This window comes from Mesorhizobium cantuariense, assembly GCF_042647205.1.
In the GTDB taxonomy this organism is placed as follows: domain Bacteria; phylum Pseudomonadota; class Alphaproteobacteria; order Rhizobiales; family Rhizobiaceae; genus Mesorhizobium; species Mesorhizobium cantuariense.
On sequence record NZ_JBHRVD010000001.1, the window covers coordinates 2,316,876 to 2,339,700 of the forward strand.

Genomic DNA, 22,825 nt, shown 5'->3' on the forward strand with positions numbered 1-22,825 from the left:
GAAACTGCCGCGCGCTTATGGTTCCATTCCCTGACGATACGGAGATGGCCAATGCGCGTGGCGGTTCTGGCATGCCTTGTGACGATCGGCGCGGTGTGCGGTTCCGCTTCGGCGGCCTCGGCCGGCACCAGGGTGCTGGTCAAGACGCGGACCTATGAAATCACCGGGACCACGGGCCTGGCGCTGATGCAGTCGATGGACCGCAAGGGGCCGAAGCATGGCTTCACGACGCGCGCCATCGCGCAGACCGGCTACACCGTGGATTGGGACCTTGACGCCGGCCAGGACAATGGCGTCTGCCGCCTGCGGCGCGCCAACGGCACGCTCAATCTCTTCTATACGTTTCCGCGTGTCGCCTCGACCACCACGCCGGCGCTCCAGAAGCGCTGGACGCGGTTTTTTGCCGGCGTCCGCGCTCACGAAGAAACCCATGGTCGCATCGCCAAGGAGATGATGCGCGCCACCGAAAGATCGATCTCCGGCCTCAGGATTGCCGACGACCGGTCCTGCTACAAGACACGCCGCGAGGCGCAGCGGCGTATCAAGGCCACCTATGCCGCATATGAGGCGAAGCAGATCGCTTTCGATGCCCGCGAGCATCGCCACGGTGGCCATGTCGAGCATCTCGTCACCGCTTTGATCAAACCTTGATCTTTTAGCCTGGCGTCCTGCCGGTCCGGGCTATTGCCGCGGTCGCGGTTTCATGCCCATCGACCGGCTTCTGTTGTGCCAGCCTGAGCGAAAATTCCACCATGACCGGCAGGTGGTCCGAGCCGGTGTCCTCCAGCCGTGTCGCGGAATGGATGGTCACGCCGCCCTTGCTGAAAACCTGGTCGATCGGCAGGCCGGCGAAACGCCGCAGGAAATCCGGCAGCTTGATGTGGATCCAGGTCGGTCCGGCGGATGGCATGACGGTCAGCCCGCCGAGCGAGGCGACGCGCCGCACCGCGGCACTCCAAGGTACGGCGTTGCAGTCGCCCGCCATGATGGCCGTCTCGCCAAGCGCGGAGAGCTGCTCCCTGAGTTCGCCGATCTGCCAGTACTGCTCGCGTGGCCACGGCCAGCTGAGATGGATCGCGGCGACATCGACGTCAATGCCGCCGAAGTCGACGGCCGCTGTCGCCATGGCGCCGCGCCGTTCGCAATGCGCCTCGGTGCCGGCGGCAAAGGGACGCCGCGAGAGCAGCGCGACGCCGAATATGCCGTTGGGATAAGGACAGAGGATCCGGTAGGGATAGGCGCTGGAGATATAGCCAAGCTCGGTCGCCCACATCGCCGACACCTCGTCGAGAGTGATCACGTCGGGATTGGTCCGGCCGATCAGCGACAGCACCTTCTTCGGTGTAGGGTTGTCGTAGCGCAGATTCATTTGCAGCAGCTTATAGATCGCACGATCTTCGTTCTTGGCTTCATAGGCAGCCTGAACCGGCCATAGGCTGGGCAAAGTGTTCAAGGTCGTGGCAAAGGCCGCCACGGCAAAAAGCAGTGCCACAACCGCTTGCAGGCGAAATGTCGTGGCCAGCAACGGCAGCGCGCAAAGCGCCATCAGCACGGCAAGGTGGACGCGGAAATGCGAAAAGGAATCGAAGGCCGGATGCAACGTTCCGAAAAACCCGGCCACTAGCGTGATCGAACAGGCCAGCATTGCCAGGAATGCAACCGACATCAGCAATGTCCCGAAGCTCGCTCTCTCCATGCCGCCTGCTTATCGGCAGAAATGCGGCCCAATCAAGATGACGAAATGCCCACGCGATCCATGGAACCGGCCTACTGGAACGCTGTCTCCGAAAAACTTCTGAGCTTGCGCGAATGCAGCCGGTCCATCGGCATTTCCGCAAGCTTCTCCATAGCCCTGATGCCGATGGTCAGGTGCTGCGCCACCTGGCGCTTGTAGAATTCGGTCGCCATGCCGGGCAATTTCAACTCACCATGCAGTGGTTTGTCCGAAACGCACAACAGCGTGCCGTAGGGAACGCGGAAGCGAAAGCCGTTGGCGGCGATGGTCGCCGATTCCATGTCGAGCGCGATGGCGCGTGACTGCGACAGCCGCTGCACCGGGCCGCGCTGGTCGCGCAGCTCCCAGTTGCGGTTGTCGATGGTGGCGACGGTGCCGGTGCGCATGATGCGTTTCAAGTCATAGCCCGACAGGCCGGTGACTTCGGCGACGGCTTCCTGCAGCGCCACCTGGATCTCCGCCAGCGGTGGGATCGGCACCCAGACCGGAAGATCGTCGTCAAGGACGTGGTCCTCACGCACATAGGCATGCGCCAGCACATAGTCGCCCAGCGCCTGGGTGTTGCGCAGGCCGGCGCAGTGGCCAAGCATCACCCAGGCATGCGGCCTCAGCACGGCGATGTGGTCGGTGATCGTCTTGGCGTTGGAGGGCCCGACGCCGATATTGACCATGGTGATGCCGCCATGGTTCGGCTTCTTCAGATGATAGGCCGGCATCTGCGGCAGGCGCGGCGGCGCGACTCCGGGACCGGGCGCGCTTTGTCCGGCCAAGGTGATGACATTGCCGGGCTCGACGAACTCGGTGTATCCGCCGCCGCCATTGGCCATCAGGTCGCGGGCGCGGGCGACGAATTCGTCGATGTAGAACTGGTAGTTGGTGAACAGCACGAAGTTCTGGAAATGCTGCGGCGTGGTCGCCGTATAGTGCGACAGGCGATGCAACGAATAGTCGATGCGCTGCGCCGTGAAGGGCGCCAACGGCCTCGGCTCGCCGAAAGCCACTTCGAAGGTGCCGTTGGCGATCTGGTCGTCGGTACCGTCGAGATCCGGCACATCGAACAGGTCGCGGATCGGCCGCTTGATGCGCTCGGCCGCGGCGCCGTCGACATGGGTGCCTTCGAGAAAGGCGAAATGCAGCGGGATGGGTGTGGTCGATTCCGATACGGTGACCGCAACCCCATGATTGCGCATAATCAGGCGCAGCTGTTCGACGAGGTACCTTTCGAACAGGTCCGGCTGGGTGATCGTGGTGGCAAAATGCCCCGGCGTCGGCATATGGCCATAGGCTTGGCGCGAGTCGATCTGGGTGAACGAGTTGGTGGTGACGCCGATCTCCGGATAAAAGGCCCGGTAGCGCTTGCCATTGTCACCGCCCGCCGCCGCCAGTTCTGCAAAGGAGTCGCGCAGGAACTTGGTGTTGCGGTCGTAAAGTACCTGCAGTGCCGCGACGGCCTTTTCGGCGCTATCAAAGCTTTGCCGGCCAAAAGGCTCCGGCATGACGACAGATTCGATAGCTTGGGGGTAGATTCGCTTTTCCATGGCTCAATATAGAGACTTGGATCGGCACTTGGGAGGGGTGTCGCGACCGAAGGCGGCCAAAGCGTCGTTTTTCTTCAACCGCGCTGCAGGCTGACCAGGAGCACAAAGCCGACGCCGGACTTCTTCAGAGCCGGCGCGTCGATCGTCGAGCCGGTATCGGCGCGCATCATCGGCACGGCCAGCACCGGCGCGGCCAGAACCGTCAGGATAAGCGCCGCCCGCGGCAGAAGCCGAAGGGTCTTGAGAGCGTTGGCGGCGATGCGGTTCATAATGTTTCCAGCTTTTCTTTTCGAGGTCTTGGTTTCTTTGTTCAGTTGCGAAGATGGGTGGGGCATGCGAGGCGGCAGGTTCTGGAACTGGCTTCGTCCCAGGCGCGGGCCGGACGGCCCGCTTCGGCGACGAGGATGGCGAAGAACATTCCAAACAGGCTCACCAGTAGGCAGACGATGGTGAAGCGGCGAGCAAGCATTGGGTCGGGTCTCCTTCAACACGCCGGAGAATGCCCTGATGCAACTGAACCGGCTCTGATGCCGGCGTTCATCTGCGGTTCAAAATGATTGACGGGATTTTGGGCGCGGCGGCGTTGGTTTCGGCAGGCGCTGCGTGAGGCCAACGAGGCGCGGGCGCCTCGACAAACGAAAACGGGGCCCATCGGGGCCCCGTCTTCATGTCAGAATGATGCGGTCAATCAGAGCTTGTGCCAGGTTTGGCTCTTGCAGATCAGTCCGCCGAGCACGCAGCCGCTCATCTTCAGCGAGGTGCCCGAAAGGGTCGCCTTGCCCGAATAGGTCTTGTCGTTTGCCGGATCGGTGATGTTGCCGGCATATTTGTTGCCGCCTGCCGCCTTGAGCGAGCCGATGGTCTTGCCGGCATATTTGCCGGACTTGAGCGTGATGGAAAACGAGCCGCCGCCAGCGATGGCTGCGGTGTCGCCGGCCTGCGTCTTCCAGTTACCTTCGATCGGATCGGCCCATGCCGCACCCGCCATGATCATTGTTGCCGCGAGGGCCAGGCTCACTTTTCGAAACATGTCTTCCTCCCTTTGGATGTCCGGCCGGATGCTCCGCCTCGCCGGTCTGCCGCTTACGCAAACGTAAGCTAATCCAGCTCCCGGCAAAACAAAAGCGGTGCCGCAACGGAAGACTTTGCGATTTTGCAGGGGCCTGAATGCGCCTGCTGGCCAAGGAAATGAAACGATCGGCGCTTCGCCTTTGTCTCCCGTGGTTAGCGAAGTCTTGACTTGGCGTCACAAAATTTTCGTCAAATTTGACGCAAGCAGGCTGAATTGCTGGCTTTGTATCCTTAACGAATTTCGGCATTTACCTCTTGTTTTAGCTTTGTTTTCCTCAAATTAAGCACGCCATTTAACGACGGATTCAAGCCTGCACGGCATTCTCGAAAGCATCGGAAGAGCAGCCGGCAAGGACGAAAGAAGGCAGCTCTCGGGAGCCTGACAGGGGCCACAAACAGGGGACTGAAATGGCACGTTTTGAAATGCTTGAAGCTGGTTTCGGCGCCATGGGGGCAACTGCCCAGGCCGACATTCTTTTCGAACTGGGCATGATGTATGCGACCGGCCGCGATTGCGAGACGGATGTCGTTGCCGCCCACAAATGGTTCAACATCGCCGCCATCAAGGGCTCGGCCCGCGCCGCGGAACTGCGCTCGGAACTATCGGCGGCCATGTCGAAGGTCGAGATCGCCAAGGCGCTCCGCGAAGCCCGCGAATGGATGACCATGCACTGAGATCTGCCAATCGCAGATAGGCCTATCGAAGACAGGGAAGCTCCGGGATCATGACCGCACAGACGGCCAGACCCGGCGGAATAGAAGGCCGCGCAAGACGGTCGACGACCAAGAGCATGATGCTCAGAAGAAAGAGAACGCGGTAGGCCGCAAGGCCCAGTCGTGCACGATACGGGGAAGGCGAGCGGGGTTTTTAGGCGCGGGGGCGCTTGAAAATTGCTCGACGGACAAAAAAGCCACGACCAGCCGGAACAAGGCTGGCGTGGCTTTTTGCGTGGATGACGTCTTGCAGGCCCAATCGAGCGGCGCCAATGCGCCTAGACAGGCCCAATGAAGGGTGAAATTGTCCGGCCTCTCTGGAAGAAGCGCGGCCGGGGCGGCCGCGCGTGAGTGGAGGAGTTCTACCATCATGAAAAAATTGAGTATTTTGAACGCGGCCATATTCGGCCTGATGTTGAGCACGCCGGTCGCATTCGCCGACGACATCACCTTTGCGGTGGTCGGCCCGATGACCGGACAGCTCGCCACCATCGGCGATCAGTTCAAGCAGGGCGCACAGGCCGCTGCCGACGCGATCAATGCCGCGGGCGGTGTCGACGGTCGTCAGATCAAGCTGAGTATCGAAGACGACCAGTGCGATCCCAAGCAGGCAGTGTCGGTTGCCAACCGCATCGTCGCCGATGGCGTCAAGTTCATCGACGGCCATGCCTGCTCGGGTTCGAGCATTCCGGCCTCCGCCGTCTATGCTGAAGCCGGCGCTCTGATGATGAGCCCGGCTTCGTCAAACCCGGTGCTGACCGACGCGGCGGCCAAGGCCGGCTGGCCGACGATCATGCGCCTTTATACGCGTGACGATGCGCAGGGCGCCTTCATCGGCCCATGGATCGCCAAGAAGTTTGCCGGCAAGAACGTCGTCGTCCTGCATGACAAGAGCGCCTACGGACAGGGCGTCGCTGACGCCGTCAGGGCAACGATGAATGCCGGCGGCCTCAAGGAGGTCTATTATGACGGCATCAACGCTGGCGAGAAGGACTATTCGGCTCTCGTCACCAAGCTCAAGGACTTGAAAGCCGACGTCGTTTATTTCGGCGGCTACCATCCTGAAGCCGGCCTGATCCTGCGTCAGTCGGCGGAACAGAACCTGAAGTTCCAGCTGATCATGCCGGACTCCATCGCCTCGCCCGAATTCTGGCAGGTTGCTGGCCCGGCCGGCGAGGGCACCATGTTCGTGTTCCCGTCGGATCCCCAGGCAAAGCCGGAAGCCAAGGCAGCCGTCGAGAAGATCAAGGCCGGCGGTTTCGTGCCGGAGGGCTTCACGCTGTTCTCTTACGCCACCATCCAGGCTTTCGCTGAAGGCATCAAGCGCGCCGGCAGCGACGATCCGGCCAAGGTGGCCGAAGCGTTGAAGAACGGTACGCCGATCAGCACCGTTGTCGGTGACGTCACTTTCGACGAGAAGGGCGACCTCAAGAATGCCAGCTACGACATCAACCAGTGGCATGACGGCAAATACGCGCCGATCGCGCAGTAATCGCCGCCCTGGCGGCTGGATAGCATAGAGAAATGGCCGGGCTCGTCCCGGCCATTTTCTTGTTTGCCCTGTCGTTGGCCTTCCGAACCGTCAGCTCACTGCTGTGGTCGCGGCGTTATGCTCCTCGACGAACCGCACTAGAACGGTCCCGTCGGTAACCTGCGCGCCCTCGGTGGCGATCTCGGCGATCACACCGTCATGCGGCGCGGCGATGGTGTGCTCCATCTTCATCGCCTCGAGGATCAGCAGCGGCTGGCCCTTGATCACCGCATCGCCTTTTGCCGCGCGCACCAGCTTGACCAGTCCCGGCATCGGCGCGCGCAGGCTACCCGCGCCCGCCGCCGCCTCATCGGCCCGTGCCAACGGGTCCGGCACGGCGAAAGTGTAGCCGACGGCGCCTTCGAACACGGTGATGTGGCCTGGCCAGCAGGCGAGGCGCGGCGTGGCGCGAAAATCATGCGAATTGGTGTCGTCATAGGGCTTGTCCAGCGCGACCTGGAAGCGCCCGTCCGGCCGCACCGAGACCTTCGCCACGATATCGTCTTCGCCGAACTTCAGCCGTGAGCGTCGCGCCACGCTGTGGAAATGCGCATAGCCGGCAAGCGACGACCACGGATCGTCGGATGGCGGCGATGCGCCGGCACCGGAGGCCGCAAGGGCGGCGGCAGCAATGGTTTCGCCGCTCGGCGGCGGGGCGATCGTCAAGGTCTCCTGGTGTCTGCCGATCAGGCTGGTGTCGACATCGCCTGCGGCAAAATCCGGATCGGCGGCAAGAGCGGCAAGAAAGGCGGTGTTGACCGTCGAGCCGGCAATCTCGATTCGCGCCAGCGCCGCGCCAAGCGCCTCCAGAGCCGCCTGCCTGTCCTTTGCGTGGACGACCAGCTTGGCGATCATCGGGTCGTAATAGGGCGAGATGGCGTCACCCGCACGCACGCCGGTCTCGATGCGCATCGTGGCGCCTTCGGGGGCTGCATCCGGAAATTTCAGATGATGTAGCGTGCCAGTCGCCGGCAGGAAGCCTTTGGCCGCGTCCTCGGCATAGATGCGCGCCTCGAAGGCGTGGCCGGTGAGCGCGATCTCGCTTTGCGTCTTCGGCAGCTTTTCGCCGCTGGCCACGCGCAACTGCCACTCGACCAGATCTGTGCCCGTGACCATCTCGGTGACCGGGTGCTCGACCTGCAGGCGGGTGTTCATTTCCATGAACCAGAAGCGGTCGGCCTTCAGGCCCTGCGAGGCATCGACGATGAACTCGATGGTGCCTGCGCCCGAATAATTGATCGCCTTGGCGGCCTTTACCGCCGCCTCCGTCATCGCCTTGCGCAGAGCCGGCGTCATGCCGGGGGCGGGCGCTTCCTCGATCACCTTCTGGTGGCGGCGTTGTGCCGAGCAGTCGCGCTCGTAGAGATGCACCGCATTGCCGAAATTGTCGCCGAACACCTGCACTTCGATATGGCGCGGCTTGTCGACATATTTTTCGACCAGCACGCGGTCGTCGCCGAAAGCGGCTTTTGCCTCGCGCCGTGCGCTGGACAGCGCTTCGGAAAACCCGTCGGGATGCTCGACCCGGCGCATGCCCTTGCCGCCGCCGCCGGCACGCGCCTTGATCAGCACCGGGTAGCCGATCTCGCGTGCTTTGGACGCAAGCAGCACGATCTCCTGTGCCTCGCCATGGTAGCCCGGCACGACCGGCACGCCGGCCTTTTCCATCAGCCTTTTGGCGGCATCCTTCAGCCCCATGGCACGGATCGAGGCGGCCGACGGTCCGATGAAGATGAGCCCCGCCGCCACCACTTGATCGACGAAATCAGGGTTTTCCGACAGGAAGCCGTAGCCGGGATGAATGGCTTCAGCGCCCGTTGCCAGGGTCGCCGCGATCATCTTGTCGCCACGCAGATAGCTTTCGCCGACAGGCGAAGCGCCGATATGCACCGCCTCGTCGGCCATCTCGATATGCAGGGACTTCGCGTCTGCATCCGAATAGACGGCGACAGTGCGCACGCCCAGCTTCTGGGCCGTGCGGATGACACGACAGGCGATCTCGCCGCGATTGGCGATCAGGATCTTGGCGAACATGGAGCCTCCGCAACCAGGGTTTGCTGAAAGCGACGCAGGCGTTCCTTCACGCTCTCCCGCAAACCTATATGGGTAGGCTTTCTCTTCGCCGGATACTGCCTTGCAGTTCGGCACTTGATGTAGAGCACTCCCTTACCAAGGGATTGCTCTACGCGCGAAGTGCATTTGCCTATTTCGATGCCGAGATTGCGCAGCCGCCACTCGCGGTCTTGAGCTTCCACCGTGTCAAGCCGGACTGGCAGTTGCGCAGCGCCATCTCCTCCGCCGCCTTCTGGGACGGCGCGTTGAGCTTCGTCCCGCAGACAATGTAGAGGTCGACAACGCGTGAATAAAAGGTCGTGGCGTAGGCCGAATGACCGCTCGCCGCGACGTAGGCCTTGTAGGCCACGTTGCATTCGCCCGAGCCTAGGGTCGGCGGAAAACGCACGTCTCCCTTGCTTCCTGCGAGCGATTCCGCCGAACTGATGCCGCTCGTCGTTAATATTAGAAATCCCGAAAGTATTGAAGCAGCCGTCTTCCGGCAATATTTCAGTTTCATTTCCGCCCTGTCCCCATTGCACTGTGCAGGATGAGCGGTAGCGAATATTTTGCCTCGACGCCAGTTCGCCAGCGGAGATTCGACGCTGCCTATGCTGATGAATCGGTTGGTCCATACAGTTCAGCCTTTTCGCAGGGCAGCAACGGCCTGCCGGTATATTTCCGCCGTTTGGTCGTCGAAGCAGCAGAAAATGATGGTTTCCGGCAATTTTTTCTCTCCGATGAACCTGCTGACCGTGTCGACAGCGATCCGCGTCGCCTCATCTTTCGGGTAGCGGTAGACACCGGTCGATATTGCCGGGAACGCCACCGTGCGGCAGTCATTGGCGGCGGCCAGCTCGAGCGAACTGGTATAGCAGGAGGCCAGCAGTTCGGCTTCGCCTTTGCCGCCACCTTGCCAGACCGGGCCGACCGTGTGGATGATGTGTCGCGCCGGCAGTTTATAACCCTTGGTGATCTTGGCTTCGCCGATCTTGCATCCATTCAGCATGCGGCATTCGAACTCGAGCTCACGGCCGGCCGCGCGGTGGATGGCGCCGTCGACCCCGCCACCACCGAGAAGCGAGGTGTTGGCGGCGTTGACGATGGCATCGACCGCCAGCTTAGTGATGTCGTCGATATGAACCTGAATCCGCGGACTATCGTTCATGTCACATCCTGAACACGCCGAAGCGCGTTTCCTCGATCTCGGCGTTGAGCGCGGCGGACAGGCTGAGCGCCAGCACGTCGCGCGTCTTCGCCGGGTCGATGATGCCGTCGTCCCAAAGGCGTGCGGACGAGTAGAGCGGATGGCCCTCATGCTCGTATTTCATCAGGATCGGCTTCTTGAATTTCGCTTCCTCCTCCGTGCTCCATTCCCCGCCCTTACGCTCGATGCCTTCGCGCTTGACCATGGCAAGCACGGTTGCCGCCTGTTCGCCGCCCATCACCGAGATGCGGGCATTCGGCCACATCCACAGGAAGCGCGGTGAATAGGCGCGGCCGCACATGCCGTAATTGCCGGCGCCGAACGAGCCGCCGATGATGATCGTCACCTTCGGCACTCGTGCCGTGGCAACGGCCATCACCAGCTTGGCGCCGTCCTTGGCGATGCCGCCCGCTTCGTATTTTCTGCCGACCATGAAGCCGGTGATGTTCTGCAGGAAGACAAGCGGGATCTTGCGCTGGCAACAGAGTTCGATGAAGTGCGCGCCCTTCAGCGCGCTTTCGGAAAACAGCACGCCGTTGTTGGCGATGATGCCGACCGGCATGCCATGGAGATGGGCAAATCCGGTGATCAAGGTGGTGCCGTAGTTCTGCTTGAACTCATCGAACTCGGAACCGTCGACGATGCGGGCGATCACCTCGCGAACGTCATAGGGCTGGCGCAGGTCGGTCGGCACGATGCCGTAGAGTTCATCCGCCGGATGAAGCGGCGGAATCGATCTCTGTAAGGTCAGGCTTACGGTCTTGTTCCGATTCAGGTTTTTGACGATGCGCCGACAGATGGCGAGCGCGTGGTCGTCGTCCAGTGCGTAGTGGTCGGCGACGCCGGAAAGCCTGGTGTGCACATCGGCACCGCCGAGATCCTCGGCACTGACGTCCTCGCCGGTGGCCGCCTTCACCAGCGGTGGGCCGCCGAGGAAGATGGTCGCCTGGTTGCGCACCATGATCGTCTCGTCCGACATCGCCGGCACATAGGCGCCGCCCGCCGTGCAGGAACCCATGACGCAGGCGATCTGCGGAATGCCGGCCGCCGACATGTTGGCCTGGTTGTAGAAGATGCGGCCGAAATGCTCGCGATCGGGAAACACCTCGTCCTGGTTGGGCAGGTTGGCGCCGCCGCTGTCGACCAGATAGATGCAGGGCAGATTGTTCTGCAGCGCGATCTCCTGCGCGCGCAGATGCTTCTTCACCGTCAGCGGATAATAGGTGCCGCCCTTCACCGTGGCGTCGTTGACAACGACCATGACTTCGGCGCCTTCGACGCGGCCGATACCTGCGATTATGCCGGCCGAAGAAATCTCCTCACCATACATCGACCATGCCGCGAACTGGCCGATCTCGAGGAAAGGCGAGCCGATGTCGAGCAATTGGGCGAGGCGCTCGCGCGGCAACAGCTTGCCGCGCGAAACATGCCGCTCACGCGCCTCGTCCGAGCCGCCGCGCTCGACGGTTGCGGCCTTCTCCGCGATGTCGGCGACCAGCGCCCGCATGCGCTCGGCATTGGCGCGGAAGGTTTCGGAGGAGGGGGAGATCTGTGAGGTGAGAGTTGTCATTGACAAATCCGAACTGATATCATATTTTGCTATCAAAAATAACCCTTGTCGCGCATGACGTGCGACCGCCAACGGTGATCGCGGCCTTCCCAGCCAGATCATTTTCCATGGAGGTCGTCATGCGCGGAAAGCACGGGCAGACACTGGAAGCGATTTTCTCGAATCCAGTGAGCGGCTCGATCAAATGGCGGGATGTCGAGGCGTTGCTAATCGCTCTTGGGGCGGAGATGTCCGAAGGAAGTGGTTCTCGGGTCCGGTTCACCATCGCCGGCCAGACACTGTTCCTCCATCGCCCCCATCCGTCGCCCGACACCAAGCGATGGGCAATTCGGGACATCCGAGAATTTTTGACAAACGTTGGAATAAGGCCATGAAGCTTTACAAGGGCTACGCCGGATCGATCGAGTTCGATGACGAGGATATGGTCTTCCACGGCCGTGTCCTTGGCATCCGCGATATCGTCACCTTCGAGGCCGCGAACGCGGACGATTTGGTGAAGGCATTTCAGGAAAGTGTCGACGACTATCTTGCTTTTTGCAAGGAGGGCGGCATGGAGTCGCAAAGGCCCTATTCCGGCAAACTGGCCTTGCGGACGACGCCTGAAATCCACGCGTTGCTGGGCAAGGCGGCCGCCAGCGACGGCAAATCGATCAATCAATGGGTGTCGGACACGCTCGCCGAAGCTGCCCGTAAACGGGTCGATGAAAGCTCGACAAAGGTGCGGACCCGCGCGCATTAAATCCCCTCCGCCATGATCTCGCGGCCGATCAGCCAGCGGCGGATTTCACTGGTCCCGGCGCCGATCTCGTAGAGCTTGGCGTCGCGCAGCAGGCGGCCGGTCGGATAGTCGTTGATGTAGCCATTGCCGCCCAGCAACTGGATGGCGTCCAGCGCCATCAGCGTCGCCTTCTCGGCGGCAAACAGCACGCAGCCGGCGGCATCCTTGCGGGTCGTCTGGCCGCGATCGCAAGCGGCGGCGACGGCATAGACGTAGGCGCGCGCGGCGCTCATCGTCGTGTACATGTCGGCCAGTTTGCCTTGCACCAGCTGGAACTCGCCGATCGCCTGGCCGAACTGCTTGCGCTCATGCACATAGGGGATTGCCACGTCGAGACACGCCGCCATCAGGCCGATCGGGCCGCCGGCAAGCACCGTGCGCTCATAGTCGAGGCCCGACATCAGCACTTCGACACCGCGCCCTTCCTCATGCAGCACGTTGTCGAAGGGCACCTCGACATCCTCGAACACCAGTTCACCGGTGTTGGAGCCACGCATGCCGAGCTTGTCGAGCTTTTGCGCCACGGAAAACCCGGCCATCGCCTTCTCGACGATGAAAGCGGTGATGCCGCGCGATTTTTGGTCCGGATCGGTCTTCGCATAGACGACCAGCGTTTCGGCGTCCGGCCCGTTGGTGATCCACATCTTGGTGCCGTTGAGCACGTAGCGGTCGTTGCGCTTTTCGGCGCGTAGCTTGAGCGAGACGACATCCGAGCCGGCGCCGGACTCCGACATCGCCAGCGCGCCGACACGCTCGCCCGAACACAGCGGCGGCAGGAATTTTTCCTTCTGCGCCGGCGTCGCCCAGCGGTTGATCTGGTTGACGCAGAGGTTGGAATGGGCGCCGTAGGAGAGGCCGACGGAAGCCGAGGCGCGCGAGATCTCTTCCACCGCGATCACATGCGCAAGATAGCCCATGCCGCTGCCGCCGAAATCGGGGTCGGCTGTGATGCCGAGCAGGCCGAGTGCGCCGAGTTCGCCCCACAGATGCGCCGGGAATTCGTTCGAGCGATCGATGTCGGCGGCGATCGGTGCGATCCTGTCCTGGGCGAAGCGCCGCACCATGTCGCGCAGCGCCTCGATCTCCTCGTCATGCCCGAAGCTGAGCGTGTTCGTGTACATGTCGTTCCTCCCTGCGCATGACCCCGAAAATCGACTTTGATTTTCGGAAAGGGATCGTGCGCGAAATCAAAATGCTACAGCGTCCTTTGCGCGTCCGAAGGGACGCGCGGCGCTGTAGGCGTCGATCTTCGCGCCGACGAGCCGCATTGTCATTGAAAGATATGTCGCCGTCACTTCGGCGACCGACAGCCGTTCGCCCGGCCGAAACCAGACGATGACGCCGGTCATCATCTGAATCAGCGCCATCGCCGTCAGCCCGGTGTCGTCGATGCTGAAGGCGCCCGTCTCGGCGCCATCACGCAGGATGGCGCGCAGCTCCTTTTCGTAAGCCGTGCGCATGCGCAGGATCTGCGTCAGCCGTTCGGGCGACAGGCTGCGCAATTCCATGTTCGACACATGCGTGGCATGCCGTCGCTCGATATGAAAGGCGATGTGGTTTTCGACATAGGCCGAGAGCCGCTGCCCGGGATCTGCACTGACAGGGCGGGCTGCTTCCCACGCATCGGTCAGACCTTCCATGTGCTCGCGCATCAGCGTGAACAGAAGCTCTTCCTTGGTTGGAAAGTAGCGGTAGAGCGCGGCTGCCTGCACGCCGACCTCGGCGGCAAGCTGGCGCATTGACATCGCTTCGTAGCCGAGGCGCGCGATGAGGTTGACCGCTGCCTCACGGATGGTCGCTTCGGTCTTTTCGCCATCGGATCCGGTGGTGCGTGCCATGTCAGCTCCTCTGCGGAGATAATAAAACGAACGTTCAATTAATTCAAGGTGCTCGAACTAAATCCGCCTTCATGCAACGATCCTGAACCCAACAAAAGCGTTTTCGGCTGCCAACTCCTCGACGTCGACCCTGGAAACCGAAGCCCCGGACGGCCCTTTCCAGAGGCGCTCGATCATTGTCGAGACCGCTTCATCGAGGCCTGCAATTTGGGTCGTTACTGACCCGTCCGCTTCATTGCGAACCCAGCCCGCAAGACCAAGACCTGTGGCCTCGCCCCGAACCCAGATTCGGAAGCCGACGCCTTGCACATTGCCGTAGACGCGCGCCCGCACGTTCCTGCGATCGCCAGCCATGAATCTCTCCAAGCCTGTCTCTCTGGAATCTGACGCATGGCCCAGGGAATGCAACCCGAGAATTGCGCGCACGTCGCAATAGCTGGGGCTCTCTGGCTTTGAAATTTAATTGACTCAGTCCACTAATTTTTGGAAAGTGGAGCTGCCTTTGTTGGGAGTTGGACGCAGATGTTGGACGAACGAAACGCATTGGTGGCCGATATCAGGCGCTTCAATCGCTTCTACACGCGCACCGTTGGCCTTCTCGACGAGACGCTGACACAAAGTGCATTCACTTTGACCGAGGCGCGCGTGCTGTTCGAACTCGGCCACCTTGATCGTCCGACGGCTTCTGAAACTGCTGGGGAGCGGGGTTTTCTCGCCAAGGGTTTTCATCTGGAGATGGGTCCCATTGCTTCCGACATCGCCAGGCAATTGCGTGTCGATGCAGCCTATCTGACACGAATTCTGCGTAAATTCGCCGCCGAGGGCCTGACCGAGACCCGGACCGATCCGGCTGACAAGCGCCGGCGGATTCTGTCGCTCACGGCAAGAGGCGAGGCAGCCCTTTCAGGGCTCCAGGCTGCGGCCGATCGGGATACGGCGCGGTTGATCGAAAGCGTGCCCGACGACAAACTGCAGGAACTGGGCAGCGCCTTGCGCAAGACGGGGGAATTGCTGGGCGATCCCGCCCGCGAGAACAGCCAGGTGACGCTGCGGCCGCACCGCGTCGGCGACGTTGGCTGGGTCGTGCAGCGGCAGGCCCAACTCTATGCCGAGGAATATGGCTGGACGATCGAGTTCGAGGCCATGCTCGCCGAGATCGGCGCCGATTTCATCCGCAATTTCGTGCCCGGCCGCGATTTTTGCTGGATCGCCGAGCGCGGTGGCCAGCCTGTCGGCGCTGTGTTCCTGGTTCATCAGGACGACGAGGTGGCAAAGCTGAGGCTGCTGCATGTCGAGGCGGCGGCGCGAGGCCTCGGCATCGGCAAACGCCTGGTTGCGGAGTGCGTGAACCAGGCCCGAGCCTGCGGCTACATCAGGCTGGTGTTGTGGACCAACGACATCCTCGTCGCGGCCCGCGCGATCTACGAACGTGCCGGCTTCAAGCTGGTCTCGCAGGAGCATCACCACAGTTTCGGCAAGGATTTGACCGGCCAGACCTGGGAGATGGATTTGTAAGCAGCTGGTTTGCGCGCGAGCGGTATCCTAGTTCCCCCGCGCCGCTGCCAGCGCGCCAGGCAATTCTTCGGCAAAGATGTCGAGTTCGTGATCCAGCCCCACGCTGACGCGGATGCAGCGGTCGAGCACCGGCACCATCGGCTTGCGGATGAACACGTCGCGTGACAGCAGGCCTTGCAGCACTTTCAGTGCGAAGGCGCCATCGTCACCGCAATCGATGGTGACGAAGTTGGTCGCTGACGGAAGCGGCTTCAACCCGTTCGCCTCGGCTATCCCGGCTATGCGTCGCCGGCCGGCAGCGACCCGCGCCACCACGCTCCTGAGATAGTCCTGATCGGCGAGCGCTTCGACGCCGGCGATCTGCGCCATGCGGCTGACGCCGTAATGGTTGCGGATCTTCTCGAAGTCGCGGATCACCTGGGCTTCGGCCACCGCATAGCCGCAGCGTATGCCGGCCAGCCCATATGCCTTCGAAAAGGTGCGCATGCGGATGACGTTTGGCCGCGAGATATCGATCGGCGGCAGCGCCGAAGGTCCGAGTTCGCCATAGGCCTCGTCGAGCACCAGCATGGTGGTTTCCGGCAACGCCTCGATGAAGCGGATGAGCTCGTTCGCCTCCCACCAGCTGCCCATCGGATTGTCCGGGTTGGACAGATAGACCAGCGGCGCCTTGTCCTTGCGCACCGCCGCCAGCAGGCCGTCCAGGCTTTCCCTGTCGCTCTCATAGGGGACGGTGACCAGCCGCCCGCCGACACCGGCAATATGGAAGTTGAAGGTCGGATAGGCGCCGAGCGAGGTCACCACCGCGTCACCCGGTGCTGCATACATGCGCGCCACCAGGCTGAGCAGCCCGTCTATGCCTTCGCCGACAACCACGTTCTCAGTGCCGACCCCGAGATGGCGGGCTGCTGCCTGCTTCAGATCGTAATTGTCGGGGTCGCAATACATCCACTGGTCACGCGCGACGCTCTCCATGCGGGCGATAACGCGCGGCGAAGGCCCGAAACTGCTCTCATTGGCGCCGATGCGGGCGCGAAAAGGCCGGCCACGGTCGCGCTCCTGCGCCTCCGGACCGACAAACGGCACTGTCGAGGGAAGCGCGCCGACAAGCGGCGTGAGGGGAGGGCGCTGGCGCATGGCAAAAGCTCAGTTGAAAGGGGCCTTCTTGCTAACGCGCCGGGTGGGCCGGTGCAAGTTGCCGATCGAACTGCGCTACGACGAAAAAAACCCGGCGGTTGCCCGCCGGGTTTCGATCTCGACTTGTCGAAATGTATTAGAACGAGCGCTGGAAGCGGAGCAGGCCGCCGACGCTGTTCTTCTTGTCGGCCGGGGTCCAGGCGACGTTATCCGTGCTGACGTCGTCGAACTTGCCGGCATGAAGATAGTCGACTTCGGCCGTGACGGTGAAGCCGGGGACGATGTCGTAAGCAACGTTCGCCGCAACGCCGACGTTCTTCCAGTCGTCAGCAGACGCTTGAAGGTTGAACGAGGTCTTCTCGTTGAACTTGTAGGTGCCACCGCCCCACACTGCCCAGTTGCCGCCCCACTGCTTGTAGAAGCCGCGACCGCCCGCAGGCTGATCGTAGGTCGGATCGGTGAGGTTGTCATCCGTGCCGTAGCCGCCCATCAAGAACAGCGACAGCTCGTTGGAAACGTTCACATCCAAGCGAACCTTGCCAGCGACTTCTTCGTAGTTGCTGTCATAGGCAACGACACCGGTGATCGCACCCCAGCCCTGCGTCCACTTCACGCCGCCGACAACATGCGGAACATAGCTGTCGATCGTGCCAACACCGTACCTGCCGTTACCCAACGCGTCGACAGAGCCAGCACCCGAGCCTTCTTCGAGCGAGAGAACGGCCGAGAAGCCGTTGCCGGCGTCGAAATAATACTGCACGACGTTGGTGTCGAAATCGCCATAGGGAACCAGCGTATCCTGGATGACGTTGCCGGCGTAGCCGATGAACGTATCGAAGGCCGATTCGTCCTTACCGACGCGCAGACCACCGAGCTGGATCCAGGCGAAGTTCAGTGAGACGTCCTTGTTGTGGGCGTCGTTCGAGCCAAAGTCAGGATCAGCGTTGGAGTTGCCGAAGTTGAAGCGGGTCTCGGTGTAGGTCTTCAAGGTGCCGAGTTCGGTTTCCTGGCCAGTCCAGGTCTTCAGCGTGAAGCGAGCGTTTTTCTCCCAAGTTCCCTGGTTCTTGCCGTCCTGCACGTCGTTGCTGCGAGCACCGTCGAACGAGCCGACGTCGCCGCCGCCGATGTCATAACGGATATAGCCGCCGATGCGCAGGCAGGTTTCGGTGCCGGGGATGTAGAAGTAGCCAGCGCCATAGACGTCGCAAATCTTGACGTATTCAGCGGGTTCCGGCTCGGCGACGACGACGGCGTCGGCGGCGCGCGCACCGGAAACTGCGATCAGGGCCGCAGCGGAGCCGAGAAGAAGGCTCTTGATGTTCATTTTCTGACCTCCAGTCAGAATCGAACGAAAACTGACCTTCCTCAGTGGATTTCTACGAAGTAAGTATTTGCTATTGCTGCATTTTAACGGAAACTGGCTGGATTTTTCGCCGTCACGAAGAACGCAATGCAGACATCACCACAGACGTTTGTTGGCGAAGGCATGCCCGGAACCGGATTTGAGATAACGCTCGAATGAAGTCGCCTTGGCGCGATTCGAGAAGGCGATATACGTGACGATCCGCCATGGCAGGAACTTGGAAGTATGACTGGATTTTCCGGCGTTATGTTCGGCAATCCGCCGCCTCAGGTCGGAAGTCACGCCGGTATAGCGTTCACCTTCCGCAGCCTTGCTTTCCAGCAAATATACGTACCACACGAACCGCCCTCCTTATCAAAGCGAGGCTATCCTGCTTCGCCGAAGGACGATCGCCAACCCTGTTTTTAGCAAGGAATCGTAGGTACTTGCGGCCCTCCTTCGCCGAGGCTTCGGAGGGCATCCTGCTCATGGGAAAGAAAGGATTGGTCCTGCGAAGCGCGCAGCGCGCAGCAGGATGGCGGAGAGGATGGGATTCGAACCCACGAGAAGCTTTTGACCTCTACTCCCTTAGCAGGGGAGCGCCTTCGACCACTCGGCCACCTCTCCGTTGCGCCGCTGGATAAAGAAAAGCGCCGGCACAATCAACAAGCCCGCTTCATTATATGGAAAAATAACAAGGCATCGAACCGCGGGCCTTCGGCGATGCGGTGGTTCCGCGGCGATTCCCTGGCCGGCGACTCGGGGCCTTGCCATGATTCCGTCAGCCGATCGCCGGATTCGGCGGCAAACAAGGGGTTGCGGACGGGCGGATGGTTAACGAGAGCTTTCTGAGTGAGGCCAAATCGTGTCATTTGTGCAACAACGCCAGGGGATAGCAGCCGAACAGCCCTTTCGCCGGTACGATCGTGGTTGAACGCCGCCGCCTCATGGGTAATGTCGGTTTCGAGGAAGCGGCGCGGTGCGCATCTTTTTCGGTAGTGGGGATGGGGCAGGGAACGCTGTCCTTCAGCAAAGAATACCCAGACCCGTTTTTTAACTTTTGACTGGAGGTCAGAAAATGAACATCAAGAGCCTTCTTCTCGGCTCCGCTGCGGCCCTGATCGCAGTTTCCGGTGCGCGCGCCGCCGACGCCGTCGTCGTCGCCGAGCCGGAACCCGCTGAATACGTCAAGATTTGCGACGTCTATGGCGCTGGCTACTTCTACATCCCCGGCACCGAAACCTGCCTGCGCATCGGCGGCTATGTGCGTTACGACATCAGCGGTGGCGATGTCGGCTCGTTCGATGGTGCCAAGACCCTCGACGTGAAGGATGGCTCCGAGAACGATACCTGGCGCAAGAAGGCCCGCTTCACGCTGAAGACCTGGACCGGCCAGGAAACCGAACTCGGCACCTTGAAGACCTACACCGAGACTCGCTGGAATTTCGGCAACCGCAACGACTATGCCGCGCCACTGCCGACAATTGACAATACTGCTGGCAACTCGGGCGTCTCGCTGAACTTCGCCTGGATCCAGCTCGGTGGTCTGCGCGTCGGTAAGGACGAATCGGCGTTCAATACGTTCATCGGCTACGCCGGCAACGTCATCCAGGATACGCTGGTTCCTTACGGTGATTTCGACACCAACGTCATCCAGTACTACTTCGATGCCGGCAACGGCTTCTCGGCCGTACTCTCGCTCGAAGAAGGCGCGGGCGGCGGCACTGATGGTTTCTACGGCAAGGGTACGATCGACAGCTACGTTCCGCATGTCGTCGGCGGCGTGAAGTGGACGCAGGGCTGGGGCGCTATCACCGGTGTCGTTGCTTATGACAGCAACTACGAAGAAGTCGCCGGCAAGGTTCGCCTGGACGTGAACGCCACCGACCAGATTTCGCTGTTCATCATCGGCGGCTACGGCTCCGACGACAATCTGTCGGATCCGACCTATGCCTTCGATGCCGGCGGCCGCGGCTTCTACAAGCAGTGGGGCGGCAACTGGGCAGTCTGGGGCGGTGGCACCTACAAGTTCAACGAGAAGACCTCGTTCAACGCCCAGATCTCGTATGACGAATGGAAGAACCTCGGCATCGCCGCGAACATCGCCTACGATGTGGTTCCCGGCTTCACGGTCACTGCCGAAGTCGACTACCTCAATGCAGGCAAGTTCGACGACGCCGACTTCTCCAACTGGACCAACGCCGACAAGAAGAGCAACATCGGCGGCATGCTCCGCTTCCAGCGCTCGTTCTAAGGGCTGGTTCCTTACAGGTGAAATCCAGCCCGGGCGCGCAACGCCCGGGCTGTTTTTGTTTCGTGACTGGATCAAGGCAAACAGAAGGAACAGGGGGTAACGGTAGCTGAATAGGGTCCGTGGAATGATTTCGTGGGATCCGCTGATGGGCGGATGAAATCACAACTGCGTGATTCAAATCTCTTGAAAGGGCGCCTCCAAGCGGATAGGGCTGATCTATCCCACTCGGGGGTGTGGCAAATGATGACGAACGAAGCGATTCAAGAGGGTGAGCCCTCTGATCATTTTTCGATGTTTTCTTCTCAAAATTCGACGATACGATACAGTTACAACAAGATCAGAGAAGTAAAGTCGTACAGGGTCGGAGAGCTTTTTTTAGCATACCGGGACATATTGTGGGATGATGGGCGGCATAAATACAATGTCAGCTCTTTCATCGGCGAGATAGATGAGCTTCTCCTGGGGGAGCGATTCAGCGCCTTTGACCAGAGTATCCTGGATAACCTTATCGGCACCTTGCGCCAGCGCGGCAACAGCAACGCAACCATCAATCGAAAGATGGCTGCCCTCAGCAAACTGCTGCGCAAGGCTCATAAGATGGGAGATATCCACAGCCTGCCCGAGTTCCGCCGCCAGAAGGAGCGGGCGGGACGGATTCGTTTCCTGGAGAGGGACGAAGAGGCACGGCTGTTCGCCGCCATCAAGAGCCGCAGCGAGGATGCGTACAGGCTTTCAGTCTTCCTGGTCGATAGCGGATGCCGTCTCGGTGAAGCGCTTGGGCTGATCTGGAATGACATCCAGGAGCACCGTGTCAGTTTCTGGATCACCAAATCCGGCCGCAGCCGCACCATTCCGATGACCGAGCGGGTCAAGGAGGTGATCAGGCTGCCAGCCACCGAAGGCCGCCGGCCCAAAGGCCCATTCACCAAACTCAGCCAGGCACAGTTCCGTGCCATCTGGAACGACGCGAAGGCCGAAGTCGGCCTTGGTGCCGACGACCAGGTGGTGCCGCACATCTTGCGCCACACCTGCGCGTCGCGTCTTGTTCAGGGCGGCATCGACATCCGCCGTGTGCAGATGTGGCTCGGCCACCAGACGCTGTCGATGACCATGCGCTACGCGCATCTGGCCACGAACGATCTCGATGGCTGCGTGGTTGTCCTGGAGAAACCTCGCGACCAGCCGGCAAGCAGTGGGGAGGGGTCCGTGTTTTCATCGCCCGTGACCACGCCTTCGTCCCCGGTGGCGGCACGGAAACAGAAGGGCGAACCGGCCGCGGCCTCGCCGAAAGCGCCTCGGAAAAGTTCAAAAGCCAAGTAGGCTGGCAAGCTAGCCTATACTGTTGTAACGACCCCAGGACCTTGTTTGGTCTTGGGGTTTACTTTTACATGTACTGTCGCTCGGCCCGATCGAGAAAAGCCGCGATGGCGCTCGGCAAGTCACCGGTTTCGAGGAAAGGGGCGTGGCCCTGGCCCTCGACGGTGATCGTTTTCATCATGGAATGATGCTCCCGCATCTGCTGTAGCGTGTCCGTCGATAGCAATCTCGAATCGGCGCCGCGTATGGTGAGCAATGGGATCGCGCCCAACGCGTCGAATTGCGGCCATAGCGACGGCAAGGGCTGCTTCAGATCAAGACCCGCAACGGTGTCGACCAGCTTCGGGTCGAAATCCGGCAACAGGCCTTGATCCGTCTCGCGGTTGAGCGCCCGTACCATCCGTGCCCAATCGGCTTCGGTGAGCGCGGAAAAGTCCTGGCCGTGAACGCTGCGCTGGGCATCCACGGCCTCGGCGAAGGTCCTGGGCTTCGGCGCGCGTTCAAGATAGGACTGGATGTGAGCAAGCCCAGCCGCTTCGATCACCGGTCCGATGTCGTTGAAAACAATGGCTTTCAGGACAGCTGGCCGCATCATGCCGAGCACATGGATGATCAGCCCGCCGCGCGACGTGCCGATGAAGGCCGCTTCCCCGATGCTCAGCGCCGCCAGCCCGGCAAGAACGTCGCCGGCCTCGACGCCGACATTGTAGTTTTTGACCTCGGGATCATACGCTGACCGCCCGCGTCCACGGTAGTCGAAGGCAATCACCTTGCGCGGAGTTGCAGATCGCGCCGAAAGGTGCAGTGCGAGCTCATGAAAGTCCCGGGCATTGCGGGTCAGACCTGGCAGGCAGACGACCGGCCATGGTCCGGAATTTGCTTCGCCATAGACGCGCGCATGAAGTTTTAGCCCATCCGGTGCGCTGTAGAAAAAGTCGGAAAAGCCGGGGCTGTTCGACATTTGAACGCTGTTCCTTCCACTGCCGTTTTCTCCCGACTGCTACAGGCGAGGGCGGGCAGGGTCAAACGAAGACGGTACGTTGGAGGGCCAGCACCCCCCTCTGGCCTGCCGGCCATCTCCCCCGCAAGGAGGGAGATTGGCAGCTTCGGCGCTCAATCCATCCTGTCGCGTTGGAGATTGGCGAAGGCCGACGTGACATTCGATCTCCCCCCTTGCGGGGGAGATGCCCGGCAGGGCAGAGGGGGGTGTGAGGGAGCTCGATTCA

Annotated in this window: 24 protein-coding genes and 1 tRNA gene; 8 read left to right on the forward strand and 17 right to left on the reverse strand. The window is 61.3% G+C overall.

Features of this window, described 5'->3' with window-relative positions; all coding sequences use genetic code 11:
- Positions 1-51: 51 nt before the first annotated feature.
- Positions 52-651: a DUF922 domain-containing protein gene (locus tag ACFOJ9_RS10645; RefSeq protein WP_378978838.1), complete on the forward strand. Its 600-nt coding sequence runs from the start codon at positions 52-54 to the stop codon at positions 649-651.
- Positions 652-655: 4 nt separating this feature from the next.
- On the opposite strand, the gene ACFOJ9_RS10650 is transcribed toward ACFOJ9_RS10645, so the two are convergent.
- The 5 genes from ACFOJ9_RS10650 to ACFOJ9_RS10670 form a co-directional block, all read right to left on the reverse strand.
- Positions 656-1,666 carry an endonuclease/exonuclease/phosphatase family protein gene (locus tag ACFOJ9_RS10650; protein ID WP_378978839.1) on the reverse strand — a complete coding sequence of 337 codons (1,011 nt, stop codon included), beginning with the start codon at positions 1,664-1,666 and terminating at the stop codon, positions 656-658.
- Between the two features lie 101 nt (positions 1,667-1,767).
- The gene (locus ACFOJ9_RS10655; RefSeq protein WP_378978840.1) at positions 1,768-3,231 is read right to left on the reverse strand and encodes an AMP nucleosidase; all 1,464 of its coding nucleotides are present in this window, start codon (positions 3,229-3,231) and stop codon (positions 1,768-1,770) included.
- A gap of 116 nt (positions 3,232-3,347) precedes the next feature.
- Positions 3,348-3,542, reverse strand: a complete 195-nt coding sequence (locus tag ACFOJ9_RS10660) for a hypothetical protein (protein ID WP_027162961.1) — start codon at positions 3,540-3,542, stop codon at positions 3,348-3,350.
- 41 nt (positions 3,543-3,583) lie between these two features.
- Positions 3,584-3,742 carry a hypothetical protein gene (locus ACFOJ9_RS10665; RefSeq protein ID WP_023812838.1) on the reverse strand — a complete coding sequence of 53 codons (159 nt, stop codon included), beginning with the start codon at positions 3,740-3,742 and terminating at the stop codon, positions 3,584-3,586.
- A 219-nt stretch (positions 3,743-3,961) separates the two neighbouring features.
- On the reverse strand, positions 3,962-4,303 hold the full coding sequence (locus tag ACFOJ9_RS10670; protein ID WP_378978841.1) for a DUF2147 domain-containing protein: 342 nt from the start codon (positions 4,301-4,303) through the stop codon (positions 3,962-3,964).
- Positions 4,304-4,752: 449 nt separating this feature from the next.
- Here ACFOJ9_RS10670 and ACFOJ9_RS10675 point away from each other — a divergent pair, with 449 nt between their 5' ends.
- Positions 4,753-5,019, forward strand: coding sequence for a sel1 repeat family protein (locus tag ACFOJ9_RS10675; protein ID WP_010915070.1), 267 nt, complete (start codon positions 4,753-4,755; stop codon positions 5,017-5,019).
- Between the two features lie 409 nt (positions 5,020-5,428).
- Positions 5,429-6,550, forward strand: a complete 1,122-nt coding sequence (locus tag ACFOJ9_RS10680; RefSeq protein WP_378978842.1) for an ABC transporter substrate-binding protein — start codon at positions 5,429-5,431, stop codon at positions 6,548-6,550.
- A gap of 90 nt (positions 6,551-6,640) precedes the next feature.
- Here ACFOJ9_RS10680 and ACFOJ9_RS10685 read toward each other — a convergent pair whose 3' ends face one another.
- The 4 genes from ACFOJ9_RS10685 to ACFOJ9_RS10700 all read right to left on the reverse strand — a co-directional run bounded on the left by ACFOJ9_RS10685 (position 6,641) and on the right by ACFOJ9_RS10700 (position 11,418).
- Positions 6,641-8,623 (reverse strand): acetyl/propionyl/methylcrotonyl-CoA carboxylase subunit alpha, encoded by a 1,983-nt coding sequence (locus tag ACFOJ9_RS10685; RefSeq protein ID WP_378978843.1) that lies wholly within the window; start codon positions 8,621-8,623, stop codon positions 6,641-6,643.
- Positions 8,624-8,792: 169 nt separating this feature from the next.
- Positions 8,793-9,161, reverse strand: coding sequence for a hypothetical protein (locus ACFOJ9_RS10690; protein ID WP_378978844.1), 369 nt, complete (start codon positions 9,159-9,161; stop codon positions 8,793-8,795).
- Between the two features lie 120 nt (positions 9,162-9,281).
- On the reverse strand, positions 9,282-9,809 hold the full coding sequence (locus ACFOJ9_RS10695) for an O-acetyl-ADP-ribose deacetylase (protein WP_378978845.1): 528 nt from the start codon (positions 9,807-9,809) through the stop codon (positions 9,282-9,284).
- Position 9,810: 1 nt separating this feature from the next.
- Entirely contained in the window at positions 9,811-11,418 is a 1,608-nt protein-coding gene (locus ACFOJ9_RS10700) for a carboxyl transferase domain-containing protein (RefSeq protein ID WP_378978846.1), read from the reverse strand.
- A gap of 119 nt (positions 11,419-11,537) precedes the next feature.
- Between ACFOJ9_RS10700 and ACFOJ9_RS10705 the strand changes: the two genes are divergently transcribed.
- Positions 11,538-11,792 (forward strand): type II toxin-antitoxin system HicA family toxin, encoded by a 255-nt coding sequence (locus tag ACFOJ9_RS10705; protein ID WP_378978847.1) that lies wholly within the window; start codon positions 11,538-11,540, stop codon positions 11,790-11,792.
- The gene (locus ACFOJ9_RS10710; RefSeq protein ID WP_378978848.1) at positions 11,789-12,157 is read left to right on the forward strand and encodes a type II toxin-antitoxin system HicB family antitoxin; all 369 of its coding nucleotides are present in this window, start codon (positions 11,789-11,791) and stop codon (positions 12,155-12,157) included. The genes ACFOJ9_RS10705 and ACFOJ9_RS10710 overlap by 4 nt, the downstream gene beginning before the upstream one ends.
- Here the strand turns inward: ACFOJ9_RS10710 and ACFOJ9_RS10715 are convergent.
- From ACFOJ9_RS10715 to ACFOJ9_RS10725, 3 genes are all read right to left on the reverse strand, one after another.
- Positions 12,154-13,317 carry an isovaleryl-CoA dehydrogenase gene (locus ACFOJ9_RS10715; RefSeq protein ID WP_378978849.1) on the reverse strand — a complete coding sequence of 388 codons (1,164 nt, stop codon included), beginning with the start codon at positions 13,315-13,317 and terminating at the stop codon, positions 12,154-12,156. The two genes, ACFOJ9_RS10710 and ACFOJ9_RS10715, sit on opposite strands and share 4 nt — an antisense overlap.
- A gap of 66 nt (positions 13,318-13,383) precedes the next feature.
- The gene (locus ACFOJ9_RS10720) at positions 13,384-14,034 is read right to left on the reverse strand and encodes a TetR/AcrR family transcriptional regulator (RefSeq protein ID WP_378978850.1); all 651 of its coding nucleotides are present in this window, start codon (positions 14,032-14,034) and stop codon (positions 13,384-13,386) included.
- A 69-nt stretch (positions 14,035-14,103) separates the two neighbouring features.
- Positions 14,104-14,388, reverse strand: coding sequence for an acylphosphatase (locus ACFOJ9_RS10725; protein WP_378978851.1), 285 nt, complete (start codon positions 14,386-14,388; stop codon positions 14,104-14,106).
- 168 nt (positions 14,389-14,556) lie between these two features.
- Here ACFOJ9_RS10725 and ACFOJ9_RS10730 point away from each other — a divergent pair, with 168 nt between their 5' ends.
- On the forward strand, positions 14,557-15,549 hold the full coding sequence (locus tag ACFOJ9_RS10730; protein ID WP_378978852.1) for a bifunctional helix-turn-helix transcriptional regulator/GNAT family N-acetyltransferase: 993 nt from the start codon (positions 14,557-14,559) through the stop codon (positions 15,547-15,549).
- Between the two features lie 27 nt (positions 15,550-15,576).
- On the opposite strand, the gene ACFOJ9_RS10735 is transcribed toward ACFOJ9_RS10730, so the two are convergent.
- From ACFOJ9_RS10735 to ACFOJ9_RS10750, 4 genes are all read right to left on the reverse strand, one after another.
- Positions 15,577-16,686, reverse strand: a complete 1,110-nt coding sequence (locus ACFOJ9_RS10735; protein ID WP_378978853.1) for a pyridoxal phosphate-dependent aminotransferase — start codon at positions 16,684-16,686, stop codon at positions 15,577-15,579.
- 136 nt (positions 16,687-16,822) lie between these two features.
- Positions 16,823-18,010 carry a porin gene (locus ACFOJ9_RS10740; RefSeq protein WP_378978854.1) on the reverse strand — a complete coding sequence of 396 codons (1,188 nt, stop codon included), beginning with the start codon at positions 18,008-18,010 and terminating at the stop codon, positions 16,823-16,825.
- Between the two features lie 135 nt (positions 18,011-18,145).
- Positions 18,146-18,388 carry a GIY-YIG nuclease family protein gene (locus tag ACFOJ9_RS10745; RefSeq protein WP_378978855.1) on the reverse strand — a complete coding sequence of 81 codons (243 nt, stop codon included), beginning with the start codon at positions 18,386-18,388 and terminating at the stop codon, positions 18,146-18,148.
- Positions 18,389-18,564: 176 nt separating this feature from the next.
- A tRNA-Ser gene (locus tag ACFOJ9_RS10750) sits at positions 18,565-18,655 on the reverse strand.
- 451 nt (positions 18,656-19,106) lie between these two features.
- Between ACFOJ9_RS10750 and ACFOJ9_RS10755 the strand changes: the two genes are divergently transcribed.
- Complete coding sequence (locus ACFOJ9_RS10755) at positions 19,107-20,282, forward strand: porin (RefSeq protein ID WP_378978856.1); 1,176 nt, start codon at positions 19,107-19,109, stop codon at positions 20,280-20,282.
- Positions 20,283-20,522: 240 nt separating this feature from the next.
- Positions 20,523-21,602: a tyrosine-type recombinase/integrase gene (locus ACFOJ9_RS10760; RefSeq protein ID WP_378978857.1), complete on the forward strand. Its 1,080-nt coding sequence runs from the start codon at positions 20,523-20,525 to the stop codon at positions 21,600-21,602.
- Between the two features lie 64 nt (positions 21,603-21,666).
- Here ACFOJ9_RS10760 and ACFOJ9_RS10765 read toward each other — a convergent pair whose 3' ends face one another.
- Positions 21,667-22,560, reverse strand: a complete 894-nt coding sequence (locus ACFOJ9_RS10765; RefSeq protein ID WP_378978858.1) for an alpha/beta fold hydrolase — start codon at positions 22,558-22,560, stop codon at positions 21,667-21,669.
- Positions 22,561-22,825 lie beyond the last annotated feature (265 nt).

Coding starts and splice junctions, on each gene's coding strand:
- ACFOJ9_RS10645 (WP_378978838.1), top strand. CDS start 52: ATGCGCGTGGCGGTTCTGGCATGCCTTGTGACGATCGGCGCGGTGTGC.
- ACFOJ9_RS10650 (WP_378978839.1), bottom strand. CDS start 1,666: ATGTCGGTTGCATTCCTGGCAATGCTGGCCTGTTCGATCACGCTAGTG.
- ACFOJ9_RS10655 (WP_378978840.1), bottom strand. CDS start 3,231: ATGCCGGAGCCTTTTGGCCGGCAAAGCTTTGATAGCGCCGAAAAGGCC.
- ACFOJ9_RS10660 (WP_027162961.1), bottom strand. CDS start 3,542: ATGAACCGCATCGCCGCCAACGCTCTCAAGACCCTTCGGCTTCTGCCG.
- ACFOJ9_RS10665 (WP_023812838.1), bottom strand. CDS start 3,742: ATGCTTGCTCGCCGCTTCACCATCGTCTGCCTACTGGTGAGCCTGTTT.
- ACFOJ9_RS10670 (WP_378978841.1), bottom strand. CDS start 4,303: ATGTTTCGAAAAGTGAGCCTGGCCCTCGCGGCAACAATGATCATGGCG.
- ACFOJ9_RS10675 (WP_010915070.1), top strand. CDS start 4,753: ATGGCACGTTTTGAAATGCTTGAAGCTGGTTTCGGCGCCATGGGGGCA.
- ACFOJ9_RS10680 (WP_378978842.1), top strand. CDS start 5,429: ATGAAAAAATTGAGTATTTTGAACGCGGCCATATTCGGCCTGATGTTG.
- ACFOJ9_RS10685 (WP_378978843.1), bottom strand. CDS start 8,623: ATGTTCGCCAAGATCCTGATCGCCAATCGCGGCGAGATCGCCTGTCGT.
- ACFOJ9_RS10690 (WP_378978844.1), bottom strand. CDS start 9,161: ATGAAACTGAAATATTGCCGGAAGACGGCTGCTTCAATACTTTCGGGA.
- ACFOJ9_RS10695 (WP_378978845.1), bottom strand. CDS start 9,809: ATGAACGATAGTCCGCGGATTCAGGTTCATATCGACGACATCACTAAG.
- ACFOJ9_RS10700 (WP_378978846.1), bottom strand. CDS start 11,418: ATGACAACTCTCACCTCACAGATCTCCCCCTCCTCCGAAACCTTCCGC.
- ACFOJ9_RS10705 (WP_378978847.1), top strand. CDS start 11,538: ATGCGCGGAAAGCACGGGCAGACACTGGAAGCGATTTTCTCGAATCCA.
- ACFOJ9_RS10710 (WP_378978848.1), top strand. CDS start 11,789: ATGAAGCTTTACAAGGGCTACGCCGGATCGATCGAGTTCGATGACGAG.
- ACFOJ9_RS10715 (WP_378978849.1), bottom strand. CDS start 13,317: ATGTACACGAACACGCTCAGCTTCGGGCATGACGAGGAGATCGAGGCG.
- ACFOJ9_RS10720 (WP_378978850.1), bottom strand. CDS start 14,034: ATGGCACGCACCACCGGATCCGATGGCGAAAAGACCGAAGCGACCATC.
- ACFOJ9_RS10725 (WP_378978851.1), bottom strand. CDS start 14,388: ATGGCTGGCGATCGCAGGAACGTGCGGGCGCGCGTCTACGGCAATGTG.
- ACFOJ9_RS10730 (WP_378978852.1), top strand. CDS start 14,557: ATGTTGGACGAACGAAACGCATTGGTGGCCGATATCAGGCGCTTCAAT.
- ACFOJ9_RS10735 (WP_378978853.1), bottom strand. CDS start 16,686: ATGCGCCAGCGCCCTCCCCTCACGCCGCTTGTCGGCGCGCTTCCCTCG.
- ACFOJ9_RS10740 (WP_378978854.1), bottom strand. CDS start 18,010: ATGAACATCAAGAGCCTTCTTCTCGGCTCCGCTGCGGCCCTGATCGCA.
- ACFOJ9_RS10755 (WP_378978856.1), top strand. CDS start 19,107: ATGAACATCAAGAGCCTTCTTCTCGGCTCCGCTGCGGCCCTGATCGCA.
- ACFOJ9_RS10760 (WP_378978857.1), top strand. CDS start 20,523: ATGATGACGAACGAAGCGATTCAAGAGGGTGAGCCCTCTGATCATTTT.
- ACFOJ9_RS10765 (WP_378978858.1), bottom strand. CDS start 22,560: ATGTCGAACAGCCCCGGCTTTTCCGACTTTTTCTACAGCGCACCGGAT.